General features: G+C 60.4%; 19 protein-coding genes and 1 pseudogene. 14 read left to right on the top strand and 6 right to left on the bottom strand.

The genetic code is table 11. The features are described from left to right. Positions 1–11: 11 nt before the first annotated feature. The 5 genes from K5K89_RS20040 to K5K89_RS20020 all read left to right on the top strand — a co-directional run bounded on the left by K5K89_RS20040 (position 12) and on the right by K5K89_RS20020 (position 6,548). Complete coding sequence (locus K5K89_RS20040) at positions 12–470, top strand: Hsp20 family protein (RefSeq protein WP_071490189.1); 459 nt, start codon at positions 12–14, stop codon at positions 468–470. 589 nt (positions 471–1,059) lie between these two features. Continuing rightward, the gene (locus K5K89_RS20035) at positions 1,060–3,726 is read left to right on the top strand and encodes a phosphoenolpyruvate carboxylase (RefSeq protein ID WP_261400726.1); all 2,667 of its coding nucleotides are present in this window, start codon (positions 1,060–1,062) and stop codon (positions 3,724–3,726) included. Positions 3,727–3,795: 69 nt separating this feature from the next. Then, positions 3,796–4,851 (top strand): NAD(P)-dependent oxidoreductase, encoded by a 1,056-nt coding sequence (locus tag K5K89_RS20030; protein ID WP_222540126.1) that lies wholly within the window; start codon positions 3,796–3,798, stop codon positions 4,849–4,851. Positions 4,852–4,877: 26 nt separating this feature from the next. After that, positions 4,878–5,531, top strand: a complete 654-nt coding sequence (locus K5K89_RS20025) for an RraA family protein (RefSeq protein ID WP_092250629.1) — start codon at positions 4,878–4,880, stop codon at positions 5,529–5,531. A gap of 93 nt (positions 5,532–5,624) precedes the next feature. Next, complete coding sequence (locus K5K89_RS20020; RefSeq protein WP_093124884.1) at positions 5,625–6,548, top strand: LysR family transcriptional regulator; 924 nt, start codon at positions 5,625–5,627, stop codon at positions 6,546–6,548. On the opposite strand, the gene K5K89_RS20015 is transcribed toward K5K89_RS20020, so the two are convergent. Continuing rightward, positions 6,451–7,155, bottom strand: a complete 705-nt coding sequence (locus K5K89_RS20015) for a TetR/AcrR family transcriptional regulator (protein ID WP_092250632.1) — start codon at positions 7,153–7,155, stop codon at positions 6,451–6,453. The genes K5K89_RS20020 and K5K89_RS20015 overlap by 98 nt on opposite strands. Positions 7,156–7,278: 123 nt before the next feature. Here K5K89_RS20015 and K5K89_RS20010 point away from each other — a divergent pair, with 123 nt between their 5' ends. The 4 genes and pseudogenes from K5K89_RS20010 (at position 7,279) to K5K89_RS19995 (ending at position 11,498) form a co-directional block, all read left to right on the top strand. Continuing rightward, positions 7,279–8,490, top strand: coding sequence for an MFS transporter (locus K5K89_RS20010; RefSeq protein ID WP_222540125.1), 1,212 nt, complete (start codon positions 7,279–7,281; stop codon positions 8,488–8,490). Positions 8,491–8,551: 61 nt separating this feature from the next. Further along, the gene (locus tag K5K89_RS20005; RefSeq protein WP_100490119.1) at positions 8,552–8,986 is read left to right on the top strand and encodes a hypothetical protein; all 435 of its coding nucleotides are present in this window, start codon (positions 8,552–8,554) and stop codon (positions 8,984–8,986) included. Further along, positions 8,983–10,443: pseudogene (locus K5K89_RS20000) on the top strand (RAD55 family ATPase). The gene K5K89_RS20005 and the pseudogene K5K89_RS20000 overlap by 4 nt, the downstream one beginning before the upstream one ends. An 8-nt stretch (positions 10,444–10,451) precedes the next feature. Continuing rightward, entirely contained in the window at positions 10,452–11,498 is a 1,047-nt protein-coding gene (locus K5K89_RS19995) for a sensor histidine kinase (RefSeq protein ID WP_222540124.1), read from the top strand. Here the strand turns inward: K5K89_RS19995 and K5K89_RS19990 are convergent. Then, entirely contained in the window at positions 11,468–12,529 is a 1,062-nt protein-coding gene (locus tag K5K89_RS19990; protein WP_222540123.1) for an SDR family oxidoreductase, read from the bottom strand. The genes K5K89_RS19995 and K5K89_RS19990 overlap by 31 nt on opposite strands. A gap of 157 nt (positions 12,530–12,686) precedes the next feature. Between K5K89_RS19990 and K5K89_RS19985 the strand changes: the two genes are divergently transcribed. Beyond that, positions 12,687–13,484 (top strand): DNA/RNA non-specific endonuclease, encoded by a 798-nt coding sequence (locus K5K89_RS19985; RefSeq protein ID WP_071490180.1) that lies wholly within the window; start codon positions 12,687–12,689, stop codon positions 13,482–13,484. A gap of 73 nt (positions 13,485–13,557) precedes the next feature. Here the strand turns inward: K5K89_RS19985 and K5K89_RS19980 are convergent, their stop codons facing one another. After that, positions 13,558–13,737, bottom strand: a complete 180-nt coding sequence (locus K5K89_RS19980) for a DUF1289 domain-containing protein (protein ID WP_222540122.1) — start codon at positions 13,735–13,737, stop codon at positions 13,558–13,560. 123 nt (positions 13,738–13,860) lie between these two features. On the opposite strand from K5K89_RS19980, the gene K5K89_RS19975 reads away from it, so the two are divergent. Beyond that, a complete protein-coding gene (locus tag K5K89_RS19975) occupies positions 13,861–15,072 on the top strand; it encodes a YeeE/YedE family protein (RefSeq protein WP_222540121.1) in 1,212 nt (403 codons plus the stop codon). A 1-nt stretch (position 15,073) separates the two neighbouring features. Here K5K89_RS19975 and K5K89_RS19970 read toward each other — a convergent pair whose 3' ends face one another. Together K5K89_RS19970 and K5K89_RS19965 are read right to left on the bottom strand one after the other, a co-directional pair. Then, positions 15,074–15,235 (bottom strand): DUF2986 domain-containing protein, encoded by a 162-nt coding sequence (locus tag K5K89_RS19970; RefSeq protein WP_071490178.1) that lies wholly within the window; start codon positions 15,233–15,235, stop codon positions 15,074–15,076. Positions 15,236–15,275: 40 nt separating this feature from the next. Continuing rightward, a complete protein-coding gene (locus tag K5K89_RS19965; RefSeq protein ID WP_222540120.1) occupies positions 15,276–16,328 on the bottom strand; it encodes an alpha/beta hydrolase family protein in 1,053 nt (350 codons plus the stop codon). 244 nt (positions 16,329–16,572) lie between these two features. Here K5K89_RS19965 and K5K89_RS19960 point away from each other — a divergent pair, with 244 nt between their 5' ends. The 3 genes from K5K89_RS19960 to msrA all read left to right on the top strand — a co-directional run bounded on the left by K5K89_RS19960 (position 16,573) and on the right by msrA (position 19,107). Continuing rightward, on the top strand, positions 16,573–17,061 hold the full coding sequence (locus K5K89_RS19960; protein ID WP_130898114.1) for a hypothetical protein: 489 nt from the start codon (positions 16,573–16,575) through the stop codon (positions 17,059–17,061). 97 nt (positions 17,062–17,158) lie between these two features. Then, positions 17,159–18,505: a hypothetical protein gene (locus tag K5K89_RS19955; RefSeq protein ID WP_222540119.1), complete on the top strand. Its 1,347-nt coding sequence runs from the start codon at positions 17,159–17,161 to the stop codon at positions 18,503–18,505. A 95-nt stretch (positions 18,506–18,600) separates the two neighbouring features. Beyond that, on the top strand, positions 18,601–19,107 hold the full coding sequence (gene msrA, locus K5K89_RS19950; protein ID WP_093530695.1) for a peptide-methionine (S)-S-oxide reductase MsrA: 507 nt from the start codon (positions 18,601–18,603) through the stop codon (positions 19,105–19,107). Between the two features lie 262 nt (positions 19,108–19,369). Here the strand turns inward: msrA and K5K89_RS19945 are convergent, their stop codons facing one another. Continuing rightward, entirely contained in the window at positions 19,370–19,702 is a 333-nt protein-coding gene (locus K5K89_RS19945; protein ID WP_078049491.1) for a DUF6124 family protein, read from the bottom strand. Between the last annotated feature and the right edge of the window lie 282 nt (positions 19,703–19,984).

Raw genomic sequence — 19,984 nt, 5'->3', positions numbered from 1 at the left:
GAGATTTTGCAATGGCTACTACTCTTTCGTTGGCCCCACTGTTCCGTCACTCTGTCGGCTTTGACCGTTTCAACGACCTTTTCGAATCGGCGCTTCGCAGCGAGGCCGGCACCACCTACCCACCTCACAATGTCGAAAAGCACGGTGACGATCATTATCGTATCGTGATTGCGGCCGCAGGCCTGGTGGAGGATGACCTGGAAATCCAGGTGGAAAAAGGCGTGTTGACCGTCGCCGGCGGCAAGCGCGAACACGATGAGGGCATCACCTACCTGCACCAGGGCATCGCCCAGCGCGCGTTCCGCTTGTCGTTCCGCCTGGTCGACCACATCGAAGTGCAGGGCGCGCAGCTTTCCAACGGCCTGCTGAGCATCGACCTGCTCAGGGTGGTACCGGAGGAAGCCAAGCCAAAACGCATTGCGATTGGTGGCGCTGCCAAGGCGGATGTGAAATCCATCAGCGAGCAGTGAGTTGAAATGAATAAAGGCGCTCTTTGGAGCGCCTTTATTTTGCCCAATGATTAACAGTCATTTTCTATCTTATTTGCGCTCGTCGTTTGAGCCCGAGTCCACCCCTGCGCGGCCGGGCACGATGCCAAGGGCTCGGGATCGTCCGCTGCATACGTGGTCAGGCCTTTATGAAGAATTATTTAAGAATGACCTGGCACATCCTGTCGGCGTGAGTGCTTTCTGGGCGTACCGCGTTTTTGACTCCCTTCATTAACCCCTAATAATCAATTGCTTGAAAAAGAATAGTCAGTGTCGGATCGGGAAACCGTTCATAAGCTGGCTATCTTTTTATGCGCGTTTTATTCCAAAAAGGTCTTTTGTCGAAAAAGCGGCGACATGATTTATTCAAGTTGAAGTGTAACAACTTGTTTCAGATTTTTTGCCGCTTTTCGGTACCGATCTGGGGGCTTTCTGTCGGCGAACAGGGGATATCCGTTCGTTGCGACGCAGTGGTTTCGGCCTGTGACATTGATGATTTTGCTTCCACCCACGCGGTGGAGTGCAAACAAGGGATCTGTATTAATTATCGAGGCTTGAACCGATGAACCACATGATCAACTCCATACTTGAAGATGCGTCAACCCGTTCCTCTATCAGCCATACACACCCCGCTCTTGTGCATGATGTGTTGTGGCGCGCGTTGGAACAGGCACTGAAGACCAGCACCGATGATGTTTCTCACAGTCCGCATACCCGAGCCTGCCTGAGGATCTACGCCGAAATCGATACCCTGTCTTATCTGGATAAAGCAGATTCGAAATTGGCCGCCGCCTTGGGCAAGGCCTTCTTTGAGTCGCGTTCCAGTAAAGACGTCGAGGCGTTCTGGAAATTGTTGTTGATCAAGCAACTGCTGTTTGAAGTATCTGTCAGGGGCGTCGCTTCCCATATTTCTTCGCAGGCCAATCATAACCCTGTGTCTCCGCCGACCTTTGCCGGGTCGTCCAGGGTGAACGTCAGCCTGGGCCTGCTGTGCAAGGAGACCGATCAACTCAAGCACTCCGTTGTCCAGGTGTTGCAAAAACTCGCCCAGCATCTGGAAGACCACGGGCTCAAGAAACCCCAGGCCACTCAAGAGATTTTGTTGGCGCTGTACAACGCCGTGTGGTCGGGCAACCAGGGTGTCGATATCGAGTCGCAGATCTTCTATGCCAACAGCGTGTACGACGCATTGCCCGATGTCTATCAGGCCCTGGGTCTGGCGGCCCGGACCCAGTGGCTCACGGTGTTCACCTGGTTGTATGGCGACAAGGATGGGCGGCCGTACGACACAAACCAGCACACCGAAACCTTGGTTATCGCCCTGGAATCAGCGCTGCGCAGCCGTTATATCGCAGACATCAATAGCCTGATCAAAGACGGTGGCGCACGGCATCGCCTGGAAGAGATTCGTGCCCGACTGGACAAGGATCACGCCGATGCCTTTGCCGCCCCGGCCGAATTGATCGAAGCGCTGAGCAGCATCCGCTTCACCCAGCCTGCGGGCATCGACCCGTTGTTGCTGCGGGTGCAGGCCTTTGGTTTTCATTATGTGGAGATCGAGTTCCGCGAAAACGCCGAGATGTTCAGCAGCGTGGTCGATGAGATTGTTTCCAGCCAATGGCAACAGGATCCTGACGCAGGCACATCCCGCCCCTATCGTGACATGGATGAGCGGGAGCGCCGGGCGGTGCTTGATGCCGCGCTGGCGGACGACAGCGTTCAGCCGCCCACGGATTTCTGGCAGGCCTACCTGCGGCGCACCGCTGCGATTTATGAAGAGAAAGCCCTGCGCTACAAGGGCCAGGACTACATCGCATTGATGGAACAGGACCCGGGCTACATTCGCATGTACGACGCCCGCAATGCGGTCGAACGTTTTGAGATGATCGACCGTTATCGCGACCGCATGAACATCCACGGGATCGCCGAGTACACATCGAGCCTCAGTGTGCTGGAAGTCCTGTTTTTGATGAGGGCGGCCCAGGTGCGGGAGGGCATCGACATCGCCCTGCAACCCGAAGACCTGGCGGGCGCCGAGCAAACCCTGGCCACGGTGCATGAGATTTATGAAAGCCCGGTTTACAGGCAGCACTTGGCATCACGGGGCAACCGCCAATACATCACCTTCGGCCCCAGCGACACTGGCAAGCAGGGTGGCAAGGGGATGCACAAGCTGAACATGGCTATCGCTCACCAGCACCAGCGGATCGCGGCTCGGTACGGTATCGAGGTGGTTACCCACGTGATCATGGGGGGCGAGCATGCGCGTTGTAATGGAGTGATCGCCGATACCCTGCAAGAGTTCGGCGCCCTGGACGGACCGGAAACCCGATTCATGCTGGCCGGGTGTGCGGAAATGCGCGGCCATTTGTTGACCCGCAATCAATCGGTGAATTTTCTCAGCCAACTCTACCGCATGCATGCTGAGCCCCGCACGCAGCCCTCGGAGGCGGTAATCGCCGACAGGATCCAGCGTTGGTCCGATGTCGTGCGCCGCTACCAGTCGCGTTTTTTCGAGCATCCGGCGCTGCCAGCCTTGCTGCGGGACATGGCGCGATTCGACGTGGTCAGGGCCACCGCCAAGGGCACTCGGCCGCCGTCACGCCTCTTCAATATCAAGGTCTTCGAGTCCAGGCCGGATGCCATTCGTGCGATTCCCTGGACTCGCGCCCTCTTGGCCAGTGGACTGCACAGCGAACTGATCGGGGTCGGGCAGTTCGCCGATGAGCCCGCGGCGAAATTGTTGGAAGCCTTTACGGAGGACGACAGCTTTCGCAGCTATGTCAAAGGCATGGCGTACGCCATCGCCCGAACCGACCTCACGTGCGCCTGGCTGACCTTGGCGGGCAGCGTTCCAGAGAAAACGCACATCCTGTCGCTGGCGCAGGCGTTGCACACCGAAGCTGTCGGTACCGGCGAGCAACTGTTGGCCAGCCTGCATCTGGAAGTGGTGGCGGGTAAGCGTTTTGTGCACAAGGCCACCACCGGCGTAGAGCCGCAGGACCCGTGGAAAATCAAGGAAAACTCCCTGCTCAATCTGTGGCCTAGCCTCAAGGCCGAGGTCTACCGCAAAGAGAAAAACCTGCGCATTTATCGGTTGTTCCTCATCTATGCCAAAAGCAACCCAGACTTTATCAAGGCCTCTTCACTGAACGATTTTTACAGTGGGTTCCTGGCGGCAGCCAGTACCGATACAGGCTTGGTCGATCCTGACAGCGCCTGCCACTTCACTTGGTAAAGCACCCGCCGACAGCCGGGGCGACCTGGCTGTCGGCGCGGTTGTGCGCCGTTCAAGAGGATCACAAGCATGGCATTTACCACCCTGATACTCGATGCACCCGGCCCGCCGTTGTTATTCGAGGAAGTCGACCGATTCCTCGCGCTGGGCCTGGTCGTCACCCTGAATCTCTACTATTTCACTGATAAGGATGGTATCCGCGAGCACTATGGCGAGCGCATTCACTACACCGAGATCAACGGTCACGACCGGCAGGCTTTGATGGGGGCCGTGATGTTGGCCGGAGGGTACAGCGTGTTCAAGACGCGCCTGAATATTCCCATTGAGGGCGAACTGATTCGCAACGCTGCGTCACCGGCTCTGCCAACGCCGCTGCGCGCTATCGCTCAAGCCGGTACGGGCGTCAACCATATCGACCGGCAAGCGGCCCAGCAGTGTGGCGTGACCCTGCTGAACACTCCAGGCGCCAACGCGGCTGCGGTTGCTGAATATGTCCTGGCCCAGGCGTTGTATTTATCCCGGGACCTGGACCACTACAACGCTGAAACGCACAAGGGATGCTGGTCCAAGGGCACCTTGGCGCCAGGCCTGGAGTTCGGTGAACTCACGCTAGGGGTGGTCGGCACGGGCAGCATCGCTCAAGAGGTCGCACGCAAGGCGGGAGCGCTTGGTCTCAAGGTCATCGCCACCGGTTCGGAACGCTTTACCGACCAGGTCGCGCGCAGCCTTGGCCTTGAGCGCCGGCAAACCCTCGAAGCATTGCTGAGGGAGGCCGACGTGGTCTCGATCCACGTACCGTTGACCCCGCTGACCCGTGGCCTGTTTGGGCTGACCCAGTTCAGGCAGATGCGCCAAGGTTCGATACTGATCAATACCGCGCGCGGCGGCATCGTCGATGAAGCGCAGTTGGCGAGTTTCATGACGGCGTTTCCCAGGCATATAAAAGCAGCCGCCATCGATACCTTCGCCCTGGAAAAAGACTGCTTCCACTCGCCACTGGCAGGCGTCGGCAATGCCCAGCTCACACCGCATATTGCAGGCACCACAACGACGGCGATCCGCAAGGCTTCGCGGCAGATTGTCGACAAGATCCACGCGCTCAGCTTGGCGGCGAACGCAGGTTAACCCCTCAACACAAGGAAGCCTTCCTCATGCAACGCTCTATTCATCAACGCCTGGACGCCCTCAGTTGTACCGACCTCAGCGATGCCATGGATCGCCTGAAAATCCTTTGTCAATGTACCGACATCAAGCCGCTGGACCGGTCCTTCAGCCTTACGGGCAAAGCCTGGACCCTGCGCTACGGACCTGTTGGCCTGGAGGGGGGCTCGGTGGGCGACTACATCGACGACCTTGCCCCAGGGCAAGTGGTGGTGATCGACAATCAGGCACGCCTCGACACCACCGTATGGGGCGACCTGCTGACCTCTACGGCTGCCCGCAAACAATTGGCCGGCACGGTGATCGACGGTATCTGCCGCGATGTCGATCGTGCGTTGGAACTCCATTACCCGATCTTTTCCCGGGGCAACTGGATGCGCACCGGCAAGGATCGCGTGCGTGTCGAGGCGATACAGGAGGCGGTGACGCTGGGGGGCGTGCGGGTTAGACCGGATGACTGGCTACGGGGCGATGGTGACGGGCTAGTGGTCATTCCTGCGGTTTCAGTGAGCGAGGTGCTGACGGTCGCCGAAGAAATCCACCAGGCCGAGGAACAGATTCGTGCGGCCATCGACGCCGGTGTCCCATTGCGGCAAGCGCGCGCAGACTACGGGTACCACGCCTTGCAAACCCCGCGCGGCTGACAACCCTGATCGAGCCAACGGCGTAAGCAAGCAGTGGCACACTGGGCGCGGACGTGTTGCAATCCCCCGCAGCCGTAACCGGGTGGACCCAGTGTGAAACGCCATTTCGAAGACCTGCAGCTCGGCAGCATCGAGCTGTTTTGCCTCGCCGCCGAAGCCAACAGCTTCACCGCCGCCGCGCAGGTTGCCGGTGTCACGCCGGCGGCCGTGAGCCGCAGCATTTCACGCCTGGAAGAGCGCCTGGGCTCGCGGCTGTTTGTGCGCACCACGCGCAGCATCCGCCTCACTGACAGTGGCCGCACCTTCTTCGAACAATGCCGCCAGGCCCTGACCCAACTGGTGGAAGCGCAACAGGAGGTGATGGGCGCGCAAGCAGTGCCGTCCGGCCTGTTGCGCATCAGTATTCCCACCACCTACGCCCATCACCGTCTGCTGCCGCTACTGCCGAAGTTTCGTGCGCTGTACCCGCAGGTGACGGTGGATATCCACATCAGCAACCGCAATATCGACTTCGTCGCCGAAGGCTACGACCTGGCGGTCCGTGTGCGCGCCCAGCCCGACTCATCGCTGATTGCGCGCCTGCTGGAAGACGCCGAGTTGGTGGTGGTCGCGGCACCGTCCTATCTTGAACGCGCTGGCATCCCACAGACGCTGGAAGATCTGCCCGCCCATGAATGCATCCAGTACGAATTGCCCAGCAATGGCCGGCGTATCTCCTGGCTGTTTCAGGTGGATGGCAAGGCGCAAGAGTATGCGGGGCAGGCGGGGTACAGCTGCTCCGACGATGTGCTGGGCGGGGTGACCCTGGCCAGGCACGGCGCGGGGTTGTTTCAGACCTACAAGTTTATTGTCGAGCAGGAACTGGCTGACGGCAGCCTGGTAGAAGTCCTGCAGCCGTTCGGTGGGCGTTCACGGCCGTTTACCTTGTTGTATCCCCATGGTCGCTATGTGCCGCATCGGGTGCGGGCGTTTGTGGATTTCCTGATGCAATGCCGGGACGAATCGGCGGCGCCGTAGACGCGGCAATATCCCAGGTCAGCAGCAGTTGGCTGATCGCCGCGTCGATGCTGGCGTGGGGAACGTTGTCGCGCGCAAGGATCGAAATGCCCTGCAGGAAACTGTCAAACACCGTCGCCATCACCGCCGGGTCAATCGTGCCTGGCAATTGCCCTGCACGTATCGCACGCTGCACACAGGCCACAATCCCCGCCCGTGTGCGCAGCCGCGATTGCGTCAATCCATTCGCCACCCGCGCATTCTCGGGGCTCGGCGCACTCATCACGCCCAGCGCCACCATGCAGCCCTTGGGATGCCCGTCTTCACACTGCATGCGTGCCGACTGGCGCAGCGCCGTTTCAACCGCCTGACGCGGCGACAGGCTTTCGTCCCACAGGCATTCGGTGACCTGTGCGTAGGTCGTCAGGTAGCGCTGTACACATTCGTCGAACAGCGCCTCTTTGGAACCGAACGCCGCATAAAAACTCGGCGCGGAGATACCGCCACCCAGGCCAGCCTTGAGTTGGGCGAGTGAGGTGGCGTCGTAGCCGTGCTGCCAGAACAGGTGCAAGGCTTGGTCTACGGCGTGATCGCGGTCGAAGGTGCGGGGGCGGCCCATTTGTGCCATGGCGGATCTCCGGTGGAGGAAGCGAGATAAATACTAGTCGATACATAAGTCGTTGACAACGCGCTATGTCCAGACGCAACATTTGTATCGATCAGTATTTAAATCCCGCTCAAGGAGTTACCCGTGACACCTTCACTCACTTTATCGGCGTCATCCGACCGCCTGCCCATCGGCGCCTTGCTAGCCCTGGCCATGACCGGCTTTATCTGCATCGTCACCGAAACCCTGCCCGCCGGCCTGTTGCCGTTGATCAGCGACGGCCTGGCGATTTCCCCGTCGATGGCCGGGCAGATGGTCACCGCGTATGCCTTGGGCTCGGTGCTGGCGGTGATCCCCATGACCATCGCGACCCGTGGCTGGCGCCGGCGTAATGTGCTGTTGCTGACCATCGTCGGGTTCCTGCTGTTCAACTCCATCACCGCGCTGTCGTCCCACTATGGTGTGACCCTGGTGGCGCGTTTTTTCGCCGGTGTGGCAGCGGGGTTGGCCTGGAGCCTGCTGGCCGGTTACGCCCGGCGCATGGTCGCGCCGCACCAGCAGGGCAGGGCGCTGGCGTTGGCGATGGTCGGCACGCCGATTGCGCTGTCGTTGGGTGTACCGCTCGGCACTTGGCTGGGTGGGTTGGTGGGGTGGCGCACCACGTTTGGCCTGATGTCGGCGGTGAGTCTGGTGTTGATTGCGTGGGTGTTGGTCAAAGTCCCGGACTACGCTCCCCAGCCCGCCCATCAACGTATGTCGCTGGGCCAGGTGCTGAGCACGCCGGGCGTACGGCCGGTGCTGGCGGTGGTGATCAGTTGGATGCTGGCGCACAACATTCTGTACACCTACATTGCACCCTTCGTGGCGCCGGCGGGGTTGGCCGAGCGGGTCGACCTGGTGCTGTTGGTGTTCGGGGTTGCCGCGCTGGCAGGGATCTGGCTCACGGCCAGGCTCGTTGAGTCGTTGTTGCGCAAGACCGTGCTCGTCAGCCTGGCGGTGTTCGCGGTCGTCTCGCTTGGGCTGGGTCTTTTTGGCAACCTGCCGGAAGTGGTCTACCTCGGCGTGGCCGTGTGGGGCCTGAGTTTCGGCGGCGCCGCGACCCTGCTGCAGACCGCCCTGGCCGATGCGGCGGGCGATGGCGCCGACGTGGCGCTGTCGCTGAATGTGGTGGCCTGGAACAGCGCTATCGCCGGCAGCGGTGTCGTCGGTGGGGTGTTGCTCGAGACCTGGGGCGTGGCCTCGTTTCCGTGGGCGATGTTGCTGTTGATCGGTGTGTCGCTGGCGATTGCCTGGAGCGCCCGTGCCCATGGTTTCAAACCTGGGCGGCGCATGGGGGCGCAGATAATGGCTCATTAAACCCTCGGACGAATGCCAGAGGGTGTACGGTGGGTATCAATTCATCGGATATCAGCCCTTCATGTCCACGCTAAGCGAAGAGAGCCGCCAGATCGTAGCTTCTCTGGCGCACCGTGTTGGTCCCTCCGCGGATATCGCAGGCATCGCCGAGGCGATCACGTCGATATTGCAGGACATGGACGCAGCACTCACGCCCATCATCGGGCAGCAAGGCTGTGTCGCCTTGCTGCGCCGCAGCCTGCACCTCAGCGCCTCGGCCCATGCGCGATTGGCCGGCATGCACGATCGTGTGCAAGCCACGCCTGACAGATCCGGGCTCAAAGCCGTACTGCTTGAGCAGACTGAGGCCGATGCGCTGTTTTTCGGTGAGGTGCTGCTGACCACTTTTTACACTTTGCTCACCACGCTGATCGGGCCTTCGCTGACCGCGCGTTTACTACGCGACGTGTGGGAACCTTCTTTGAGCGACACCCCTTCGCAGGAAAATTCGCCATGAGCACCAAAGTAACGATCAACCGCCTGGCTACCGGTGTGCCAGGGCTGGACGAGGTGCTGGGCGGAGGTTTGCCGGAGTTTTCGTTCAACCTTATCGCCGGTCCGCCTGGCTGTGGCAAGACCACCCTGGCGCATCAGATGATGTTTGCCCTGGCGACACCCGAGCGTCCGGCGCTGTTTTTCACCGTGCTGGGCGAGCCGCCGCTGAAGATGCTCCGTTATTAGCAGCAGTTCGACTTCTTCGACAGCGACGCGATCAACCAGTCGATCCGCTATATCAACCTGGCCGACGACACCCTGGCCGGCGACCTGGACGAAGTGCTGCGCCGGATTGTCAGCGAAGTGGAGGCGCATGCGCCGTCGTTGGTGTTTGTCGACTCCTTCCGTTCGGTGGTGCTCGCCAGCCAGACCCAGCACAACCCCAATAACAACCTGCCGCAGTTCGTACAACAATTGGGTATGTTGATGACCACGTGGCAAGCGACCACCTTCCTGATCGGCGAGTACTTCACCGAGACCGACACCAACCCGATCTTCACCGTGGCCGATGGATTGATCTGGTTGCGCCAGAGCGTCGAGCGCAATTCGATGGTGCGCAAGATGGAAATCATGAAGATGCGCGGCCAACCGACCTTGCCGGGGCTGCACACCTTTCGTATCGCCAGTTCAGGCATCAGGGTGTTCGCACCGGCCCCGCTCAACCCGGACGAGACGCCGAGATCGCTGCCCATGCAGCGCCTGAAAATGGGCGTGCCACGCCTTGATGAGATGCTCGGTGGCGGCCTGCCCCGTGGCTATTCGTTGCTGGTGGCGGGGCCTTCGGGGTCGGGTAAGAGCATCCTGGCAGCGACCTTCCTGGCCGAGGGCGCGCGCAATGGCGAAGCCGGTGTGATCGCGGTGTTCGAGCAACGGCCCAACCACTCGCAAAACGCAACGCTGGCCGACTTGATCCGCAGCGGCCAGGTCAGCCTGGTAGACAGCCGGGCGCCGGACCTGTCGATCGACGAAATTGTCCAACTGCTGCTCAGCGAAATCAGCCGCTTGAACGCCACGCGGGTGGTCATCGATTCGCTGTCGGGCTTTGAGCTGGCCCTGGCGCCGACCTTCCGCGCAGACTTCCGTGAGTCGTTGTCACGTATGGTCACCGCGTTGACCCGCGCCGGGGTCAGCGTGTTGATGACCTCAGAGCTGGAAGACCGCTACACCGACCTGCGCTTCAGCCCCTACGGCACCGCGTTCCTGACGGACGCGATCATCGTGCAGCGCTACATCGAAGTCCGCAGCCGCCTGCTGCGCATCATGGCCGTGGTCAAAGTGCGCGCCAGTGCCCACTGCGACGAGCTGCGCCAATACCACATCAATGACGATGGCCTGCAGATCGGCGAGATGCTCGCTGACCAGGAGGGGCTGCTGGGTGGGCGTCCGACGACCCAGCGCACAGGAGACCACAATGATTGAACTGACCCATGAGTAATTCGGCGGGAGAGGACGCGCGTAAAGTGGCCAATGCGGCCCATGAGCTGTTCCTGCTCGGCCAGAAAATCGTAGAAGCCCGTGCCGTACTGGCTGCGCTGCAGCAACAACTGGAAGGCGCCAACTCTCGCCTAGAGGATACCCAGCATGTCGAGCAACTGATCGAGGCCAACCAGCAGTTGGTGCTGGCACTGCTCCTGGCCCAATCCGACACTGTCGCGGCGCCGAAGGTAGAGGACCAACTGCTGTTCCAGAAGCTGCGCGAAGCCAATGCGCAACTGGTGTTCGCCGCACTCAGCGCCCAGGACCTGCAGGTCACCGCCGAACGTGCGCTAGGTCAGCAGAAACGCATCCTGGCGATGGTCGCCCATGAACTGCGCAACCCGCTGACGCCTATCAGTCTGATTGCCGAGCGCATGGTCCGGCTACCCAGCGACGAACTGCCGCGTATGCTTGAATTGATAGAGGGCCAGGTCCAGCATATTTCCCAACTGGTCGATGACTTGCTGGATGTCTCGCGTGCCAGCACCGGCAAGCTGCGCATCCACCGTCGCGAGGTGGACATGCTGCGTATCCTGAATGCCGCTGTCGAGGCCTATAGCCCAGTGATGATCGGTCGAAAGCAGCAATTCGATGTGGTGTTGCCGGATGTTATCCCGAGCCTGTACGGCGACCCCGTACGGCTTGCGCAGATCCTGCACAACCTGCTGGGCAACGCAGCCAAGTACACGCAAGCGGCTGGCCGTATCGCGATGGTGGTGAGCGTAGAGACCGGGCAACTGAAGATCAGCATTGCCGACAACGGCATTGGCGTGACCGCCAAGGCCTTGCCGTTCATTTTTGATCCTTATGTGCAAGATGCCCACGCCATCGGTTTCAACAGCGCCGGCCTGGGTATTGGCTTGACCGTGGTGCGCGAACTGGTCGAAGCCCACGGCGGTACAGTGACGGGCATCAGTGAAGGACACGGCAGGGGCAGCGAGTTTGTGGTCGTGCTGCCGCTATCCAGTCAAGGGATCAGCCGTGCATCGCGCAACTGATCGAACACGTCAAAAAAGGCCTGGTTGCTGGCCTGGTAAGCGGTGAAACCCAGTTGGCGGCTCTTGGACATATCGGTGACCACCTCGATCGGCCGTCCCAGGTCGGCGTCGGTGTGCCATGGCGAAATGAGTCGGCTGATGTCGGCTTCTTTCAGCCCGTACTGCGCCGCGATCTGGTTCCAAGTGGCCTGGTCGTCGGCCATCTGGCGCTCGAGTGGGGCAGGCGCGGCTGGGAACGGTGCTGGTGCAAGGCCGAAGTAATCGGCAATCTGCCCCCACATCCATTGCCAGCGGAAAACATCGCCATTGGTGATGTTGAACGCCTGGTTGGCAGCCGCTGACGTGGTGGCTGCCCATAGCTGTTGCTGGGCCAATTGCCGCGCATCTGTCATGTCGGTGAGGCTGTCCCATTGCACGCGGGAGCCTGGGAACACGAATGGGCGCCCGGTGTATTTGCACACGCTGGCGTAGACGGCGAGGGTGGTCGCCATATTCATCGCATTGCCCACAGCGACACCCGTGACGGTGTGCGGGCGGTGCACGCTCCAGGTGAAACCATCTTTCTCGGCCGCAGCGAACACTTCGTCTTCCTGGGCGTAGTAGAAATTCTCCACGTCCAGGCGGCCTTGGTCTTCGCGGAACGGAGTTTGCGGCAGGCTGCCCTTGCCATAGCTTTCAAAGGGGCCGAGGTAGTGCTTCAGCCCGGTGACCAGCGCTACGTGTTGCACACTGCCGGTGGGGCGTACGGCGTCCAGCACGTTGCGCACCATGGCGGCGTTGACGCGGATGTTCTCGACTTCCGTGGCCTGGCGCGACCAAGTGGTGATGAATACGTGGGTGGGTTTTAACGCGGTCAGTGCCTGCTGTACGGTGGCCGGGGATTGTAAGTCGGCGCTTATCGGGATCACGCCGGGCACCTGGGAGGGGCTGCGTGAGAGCGCGGCAACCTGCCATTGGTTGTCCAGCAGTAATTGGGTGATGGCGCTACCAACGATGCCGCTGGCGCCGACGACTAAGGCTGTCTGGGTCATAAAATTCCTCCGAGGATGTAGGGTTCTGAACCCTTGCATGTAGGAGAGGTTCAACCTTTACCGAAAGCCTGGCGGCACCAAACAGGTATCTGAGGGTCCATAGGCCCCGCACGAATATTCGCGCGTGTCCGTTTACCCTTACCATAAGATCTAACGCATGTACCTACGCAACGTTGCAGTCGGGCTGTCGGCCCTCGTTTTGCTCTCCACCGCTGTAGACGCACGCAGCCTCGCCAATCCCTATACCCCCACCCAGCAGCGCAGTTCGTTTGACGGTTGCGCCCAACTCTTTCCTGCCACCAGACCGATCAACACCGCCACCGTCCCGGCGTCTATGAAGCCTCTGGCCCTGTGTTCGGACACCTTTGCGGTGCTGTACTCGCAAACCAGCAAGACCCCGCTGGTGGTCGTCGAGCGCTTGAATGCCGCGCAGTTGAAAGACGCCAAAGGCGAGGAGCGCACCAACCAGTTCTATGCGGACCCGCGCATTCCCCAGGGTGGCCGCGCGGAGCTGAGCGACTACCGCAGCCAGCACCCGGCCGTGGACCGTGGCCACCAGGCCCCGGCCGCCGATGCGCCTGACGCGCACGCCATGGCGCAGTCTTTTGCCCTGTCGAACATGGTGCCCCAGGACCCCACCAACAACCGCAAGGTCTGGAGCAAGGTCGAGGCCGACGTGCGCAAGTTTGCCGTGCGTGCCGGTGGCGACGTGTATGTGTTCACCGGCCCGTTGTTCGACCCGGGCTACGGCACCATCGGCCACAACAAGGTCTGGGTGCCGACGCGGTTGTTCAAGCTGGTGTATGACGCCTCCAGCAAGCGCGCCTGGGCCTATGTGCTGCCCAACGCCGAGACGCGCATCCAGAAACCGATGGACTACGCGACGTTTGTGAAGAGCACCGGGCTCAAGCTGCTGGGTGATCTTCCGGTGTCGGGGTCGGTGGGGCGGGGTTGACCCCCATCTTGCGGGCCAATTGTGGTGAGCAGGCATCTGTGGCAAGCCCGCTCGCCACAGATGCATGAACAGCCTACCTGGCTTTTTTCAACGCCTTGAGGCGCTGTGTCGCACGCTGTACGGCCGCCATCTTCTCCGGGCGTTTCATGCGTTTCCATTTGCGGATGTCATCCTTGGTGCGTCCGCAACTGACGCAGAGGTCGCCGCTGAGCTGGCAGAGGGAAACGCAGGGGGTCTCGATGTCTTTGGCCACGGGTTCACCGGCTGATGGAGGAAAGGGGCGCCGTCAGGCCACACGCATCCCGGGATTATCTACACACAAGGGTATACTCGCCATCCTCGCAGCCTACTCCTTTCAAACAGACCGAGATTCCCCATGAGTACCTCTCTGCCTCTCACCCCCGCGCGCGAACCCGTCGCGCCGCTGGTGGCCTTTATCATCCTGGTGCTGGGCGCCCTGTTCCTGCAAAACAGCGTCGGTTCGCACCAGGTGCTGTTGCTGGTGGTCGGCGCAGCACTGGGCTTGACCCTCTACCACGCCGCCTTCGGTTTCACTTCGGCCTGGCGCGTGTTCATCAATGATCGCCGTGGCGCTGGCTTGCGCGCGCAGATGGTGATGCTGGCGCTGGCGGTGCTGCTGTTCTTCCCGGCGCTGGGGGCGGGCACGCTGTTCGGGCAGCCGGTGACCGGGCTGGTGGCGCCGGCCGGGGTGTCGGTGGTGTTCGGGGCATTTATTTTCGGCATCGGCATGCAGCTGGGCGGCGGTTGTGCGTCGGGCACGCTGTTCACCGTCGGCGGTGGCAATGCGCGCATGCTGGTCACGTTGCTGTTCTTTATCTGCGGTTCGTTGATCGCCACGCACCATGTTGACTGGTGGTTCGGGCTGCCGGCGCTCCCGGCGGTGTCCATCGTCAAGAGCTTCGGCGTGGTGCCGGCATTGGGCTTGAGCCTGGTGGTGTTCGCGATCATTGCGTTGGTGACCGTACGGCTGGAGAAGGGTCGCCATGGTCAGTTGGAAGAGGGCGTGAAAAGCGAACACCGAGGCCTGCGCCGCTTTCTGCGCGGGCCGTGGCCACTGGTGTGGGGCGCCATCGGCCTGGCCCTGCTCAACTACGCCACCCTGGCGCTGGCGGGACGGCCCTGGGGCATCACCTCGGCGTTCGCGCTGTGGGGAGCCAAAGTCGCCAGCGGCCTGGGTGTGGACGTGGCCAGCTGGGCGTTCTGGCAGATGCCGGGCAATGCCAAGGCCCTGGCCGCGCCGGTGTGGGAAGACATCACCAGCGTGATGGACATCGGCATCGTCCTCGGTGCGCTGCTGGCCGCCGGCCTTGCCGGGCGCTTTGCCCCCAGCCTCAAGATTCCGGCGCGCTCGCTGGTGGCGGCTGTGATCGGCGGCCTGCTGCTCGGCTACGGCTCGCGCCTGGCGTACGGTTGCAACATCGGCGCGTACTTCAGCGGCATCGCCTCGGGCAGCCTGCATGGCTGGGTATGGCTGGTGGCGGCGTTTATCGGCAACAGCGTGGGCGTGCGGTTGCGGCCGTTTTTCTTTGCGGGGGAGCGGCGGCAGGTGGCGTTGAGCGGTTGCTGAGTCAGCTTTCCGGGGAAAGGCTTGGGTCCTGGGCAGCTTCGGCCGCGAGCTTTTCCCGGTCTGCCTTGCTGATGTACTTGTCCTTCTTCTTCGGCGCCAATTTGGCGTTGGCCTTCCTGGCTTTTTCCTTGAAGAGCTGCTGGAGTTTTTTCTGGCGGTTCATGTGGTTCTCCCCGGGTTGTACAGGCCCGGGATGATACCAGCTAAAAATCGGCCGCCGCGCGCCGTGCCGCTGTCCGCCCCAAAAAACCGGTGATCAGATCCAGCACCTGTTGCTGAATCACCGCCCTTGGCCGAGCCCCCTCGCCATCGCGGCAAATCATGCCATCGCCCGGCGAGTCTTCTTCGATCAACGCCATGCCACCCGGCTTGCAGATCGACATAAAGCTGAAGTGCGTAGCGTCGCTGATCTCCACATACTCGGTCGAGGCCTTTGGCATACGCCTGACCATGTCGGCGGACTCCAGGTTGGGGTCCATATCTTCCGTTGGCACGCCCCCCGCAATCACCAGCGCCGGCACCGGCAGGGCGGCCAGGCTGGCGTCGGTGAAGCCGCGTGACAGGCCCAGGTCCAGGGTCACCACGGCGCCGACGCGTGGGTCGCGCAGGTCAGCGGCCAGTTGGGCCTTCGCCGCCGGTGTCGCGGCGGGTTTGATCTGCTGGTAGCCAATGCAGCCGCCCAATTTAGGGTGAGTGTTGCAGTCGCGGGCGAAGAGGTCCGGGTCGAAACGCGCGCCGGCGATTTCCATGGCAGCCCAGCCACCGATGGAGTGGCCGACCACGGCGATACGGTTGTTTGCCACGGTGCCGAACTGCGTCCGCTGGGCGATCACCGCATCGATGGCCCGGCTCAAGTCTCTGGGCCGTTGCCACAACTGCGCAGCGGCCTGGGGGCTGCGATCCTTGCTGGTGGTGCCGGGATGGTTGACCGCCGCCACGATGTAACCCTGATGGGCCAGGGCGCTGGCCAGCCACACCTGGTTGCCCCAGTTGCCGCCGTAGCCGTGGGAGAGCACCACCAGCGGATGTTCGCCGCTCGCTGCCGGCGCATCGGGCACCGCCAGGGCGCCGAAAAACACGGCGTCATCGCGGATCCACTCAGGCGTAGCTGCGGTGGCGGCGGGGTACCAGACCACCATTTGCAGCGGGCGTTGTGCATCAGGGACGTTGATGCTCTTGAAGCCGATGGGCGTGGTGTCGGCGAATGCAGGCATCGCCAAGCCAATCAACAGCAGCGCGGTGAGGGTGGTTTTCACGGTTTTATCGTCCTTGATGTGAGGGCGGCATCATGCCTTGGAACAGGGGTTTTTAATAGAGGGGAGGCGGGACTAGGAAGTTACTGACAAAGTCCTACTTGTAAGTATTACAGATAAGGGCTTCATGTTTTTAGGAAGCGGGTGCCTTACTTGAATTGAAAAATCGTGCAAGGGTAGTGGTGTGATTCCTACTGCTGGAATGATTGGAACCTCAGGTATTAATTTGTGAACTAGGGTGAAGATTATGAAGAGCTCGAAAAGTATCAATAAGGTTTGGCTTGCTGTGGGTGTAGTTTTAACTATTTTTACAAAAAATTCCGTGTTGGCGGCGGAGGGCGTCTTTACTAAAACGGTGGCACCAACTCCCGTATTGGTACTGTCCAATTCTAATACTGTGCCGAGTCGTGAATTCGCAAACTTTAGTGTGCTGGCTGCGGATATTCCCTCAGGAACACTCCAAGACCCCAAGCAGATATCAGAAATTCGGTGGAGTACAACGTACTATCCTGGGACACTGAGTGAGAAGGTTGAGCTGTGTTACTTTCGCTCCTTCAGTGCTGAAAAAGATTGTCGTGATATCTTTCCGAGTTCTTCGGGTGTGCTGATGGATTTTAACAATCAGTCATTCGGTCATGGTTCAAAAGTTACGATTTTTCATACGGTATTGGGCGGCACTCCACCTTACGCTCGTCCTGCCGGCGTTGATTCTGTGACAATTAAATATAGCTATTAGTGTGGTGTGATGCCCGCAGCCAATTTGGCTACGGGTATTTGGATAGGTAAGAAACTTTTACATGACCATTCACATGCCTAACGCAAGGTGAATACTAATGATCACTATCAGCCCTAATACCTCCTCGTCTAACAGTCGCGTGACGAATGAATCCGGCGGCATTGTTATTCCGTCAACAGTCTCGCCTGACAACGCCCAGGCTGATGCCCCCCTCTCTACACGTAATGCCGGCACCACCACCGTCTCAATCCTGGCGCGTCAACTGAGTGATGCGGCACAGCGGGCGGAGACACCCGTTGGCCAAAAGAACGCCGACTCCCTAGAACCCATCACCGACGAACAGTATTTCGCCAACAAGGCACAACACGACGCAGAGACTCCAACGGCCAATGACCCAGAACTCCTGGCCCGTGCGCGACAAGCGACCGGTTTCCTCAACGGTCATGACAGCAACCCCTTCAAGGGACTAGGGCGAGATCAACTCAACCTGATCGCCCGCGACAACGGCGGCGCCTTCACGGTTAACGAGCGCAGGGTGGCGTGGGAAACCGTCCAGTCGATGGCGCCTTCAGGTGTTTCTTATCCTGAGCCAGTCCCCATTAACGGTCGTGAGACCTTCATTTCGCGCATGTTTCACAATGGCGAACCACCCGTTGCCCTTCCACCCGCGACCTTTGAAAACGGCACTCAAAATCGCAACGACTTTCTCACCCTCGATGACCGTGCCTTGATCTCGGATATGTACGCTTATGCACATTCAGAAGGTGCGGATCTACGTCACGTCGACCGATTGGTTTATGCACTCGCTGACTATCGTTATTTCAGCGACGGTCGCCAACTCATTAGCAATAATGGCTATTACGTCGATGAGTATTGGACGACGTTCGATTTCAAGCCGGAGGACGCCACCATCGCTTCACGGATACTGTCCAGTTCAGCGCTCGGCAGCAGCCGTATTGACCCGGATTTTGTGAAGCACATCCTGGATCCGGGCATTGGGGTGTACTCCCACTTTGGCGGCATACCGTTCCTGGAGCGTATGGTGAAAAAATTCTCCAGTGAAGGTGCGGATCAACCCCCCCTCGGCAGTGAGTACGTCACCTTCAACTACGCCAAGGCGGCGGACCATATCGTCACCACCACGCACAAGGACATAAAACTCCCCCCCTCCGAGGCCCTCTTCGAAGTCGTCAACGGGGTGTGGAACCTCACCGAATACGGCAAGGCCGCCGGCTATGTACTGGATGTGGCTAACCGCCGTGTCTATAAGCCAGAGGAACCAGCAAGCGTTCCAACTCACCCGGTTTCAAACCTGAACGGGCCTGACGGTGATGCTTCCAACAACACCTTTCTGGATGCCCTCGCCGACACCCGCAACCCGCCCCAGTCGCGCTGGGTCCGGCCCGGCCACCTGTTCAAACTGATGAAAAACTTCAAACCCTGAGGTGCCGGCGCACTGCATGACAAACCCGTGAATCTTGCTATTGGCCAACACGGCCCCATAACTAGGCGGGTATCCACTGAACGCAAGGGCAGACCATGACCAAACCAACCGAAACCGCCATCCTCGCCGGCGGTTGCTTCTGGGGCATGCAGGACCTGTTGCGCCGCTACCCCGGCGTGCTGCACACCCGCGTGGGCTACACCGGCGGCGATGTGCCGAATGCCACCTACCGCAACCATGGCAACCATGCCGAAGCGATTGAAATCGTGTTTGACCCGGCAGTGATCAGCTACCGGCAGATTCTGGAGTTCTTTTTCCAGATCCATGACCCGAGCACGCCGAATCGGCAGGGCAATGATTTGGGGCCCAGTTATCGTTCGGCGATTTATTACCTGAGTGAGCAGCAGCGGGAGGTGGCCGAAGATACGGCGGCGGACGTGGATGCATCGAAGCTGTGGCCGGGGAAGGTGGTGACGGAGATCGAGCCGGCGGGGCCGTTTTGGGAGGCGGAGCCGGAGCATCAGGATTATCTGGAGCGGATTCCCAATGGCTATACCTGCCACTTTATTCGGCCGAATTGGAAGTTGCCCAAGCGTGGCTGAAAGCACTGCCTGGAAGCGCGAGTCGTTGTAAGGGGCAGCACTTCAAGGTCTTTAGGTAGAACTGACGATAAGTACCCTGTGGCGAGCGGGCTTGCCCCGCGTTGGGCTGCGAAGCAGCCCCAAAACCCGCGGCCGAAGAGGGCCTGACTCCGCGCATTCCTCCTTCCAGGGTTGCTTCGCAACCCAACGCGGGACATGCCCGCTCGCCACAGTTGCAGTGTTCGCCCTTATGGGACGGCATCAGCCGGATATGGCCGGTTTCTCAAAGACCTGGATCGGCTAGCGTAGCTTCGCGCTCCATCAGCTTATCCACCAACAAAACCCCCAACTCACTCAACTGGTGAATGGCCAGCACCACATCCCGCTGTTTACCCGTCAACGCCTCCGACAGGTCGAGCAGCAAGGCGCTGACCGAGGAAAAGGTTTCGTAGCTGTTGACGATCAATGTTTCGTTGCTGGCATCGCTGGCGATGCTGAAGAGTGGCGCAGGTGGTGCTTCGGCACCGGGGTTGAGGTAATGGTCAATCGCACGATTCGCCGCATGATTGAGCTTCAGGTCCGGACCGTTTGGAGGATTGGGCGTGACTTTGAACATGTGTGTTGTACCTGTTTTAGGGCCAACACCTTTTCGCTACTAAACGAGAGGGTGGCGGCTGTACGCAGGTTAGTAGACCGGGGAAACACACAAAGCCGGCGCGCCCGAGGGCGCCCTGCGCACAGCCACCATCAAGCACAGACAAGAACATCTGATCGATGAGGCTCATGCACTTTATGTTGTCACTCGGGCTACTAAACCCGATCACTGAGTGTTCAGCGACCGAGCCACCTTAGAGACGCTCACCCAAGCGCACAAGCCGGCGGATTCTGACGCAAGCGT

It is taken from the genome of Pseudomonas sp. DR208 (genome assembly GCF_019823005.1).
Taxonomy (GTDB): domain Bacteria; phylum Pseudomonadota; class Gammaproteobacteria; order Pseudomonadales; family Pseudomonadaceae; genus Aquipseudomonas; species Aquipseudomonas extremorientalis.
Note: the sequence above shows the minus strand (reverse complement) of the source record. Positions and strands in the feature narration are given on the sequence as shown.

Bases quoted from the DNA above. Each gene is read 5' to 3' on its own strand.
- K5K89_RS20040 (WP_071490189.1), top strand. From the start codon at position 12: ATGGCTACTACTCTTTCGTTGGCCCCACTGTTCCGTCACTCTGTCGGC.
- K5K89_RS20035 (WP_261400726.1), top strand. From the start codon at position 1,060: ATGATCAACTCCATACTTGAAGATGCGTCAACCCGTTCCTCTATCAGC.
- K5K89_RS20030 (WP_222540126.1), top strand. From the start codon at position 3,796: ATGGCATTTACCACCCTGATACTCGATGCACCCGGCCCGCCGTTGTTA.
- K5K89_RS20025 (WP_092250629.1), top strand. From the start codon at position 4,878: ATGCAACGCTCTATTCATCAACGCCTGGACGCCCTCAGTTGTACCGAC.
- K5K89_RS20015 (WP_092250632.1), bottom strand. From the start codon at position 7,155: ATGGCACAAATGGGCCGCCCCCGCACCTTCGACCGCGATCACGCCGTA.
- K5K89_RS20005 (WP_100490119.1), top strand. From the start codon at position 8,552: ATGTCCACGCTAAGCGAAGAGAGCCGCCAGATCGTAGCTTCTCTGGCG.
- K5K89_RS19995 (WP_222540124.1), top strand. From the start codon at position 10,452: ATGAGTAATTCGGCGGGAGAGGACGCGCGTAAAGTGGCCAATGCGGCC.
- K5K89_RS19990 (WP_222540123.1), bottom strand. From the start codon at position 12,529: ATGACCCAGACAGCCTTAGTCGTCGGCGCCAGCGGCATCGTTGGTAGC.
- K5K89_RS19985 (WP_071490180.1), top strand. From the start codon at position 12,687: ATGTACCTACGCAACGTTGCAGTCGGGCTGTCGGCCCTCGTTTTGCTC.
- K5K89_RS19975 (WP_222540121.1), top strand. From the start codon at position 13,861: ATGAGTACCTCTCTGCCTCTCACCCCCGCGCGCGAACCCGTCGCGCCG.
- K5K89_RS19970 (WP_071490178.1), bottom strand. From the start codon at position 15,235: ATGAACCGCCAGAAAAAACTCCAGCAGCTCTTCAAGGAAAAAGCCAGG.
- K5K89_RS19960 (WP_130898114.1), top strand. From the start codon at position 16,573: ATGAAGAGCTCGAAAAGTATCAATAAGGTTTGGCTTGCTGTGGGTGTA.
- K5K89_RS19955 (WP_222540119.1), top strand. From the start codon at position 17,159: ATGATCACTATCAGCCCTAATACCTCCTCGTCTAACAGTCGCGTGACG.
- msrA (WP_093530695.1), top strand. From the start codon at position 18,601: ATGACCAAACCAACCGAAACCGCCATCCTCGCCGGCGGTTGCTTCTGG.
- K5K89_RS19945 (WP_078049491.1), bottom strand. From the start codon at position 19,702: ATGTTCAAAGTCACGCCCAATCCTCCAAACGGTCCGGACCTGAAGCTC.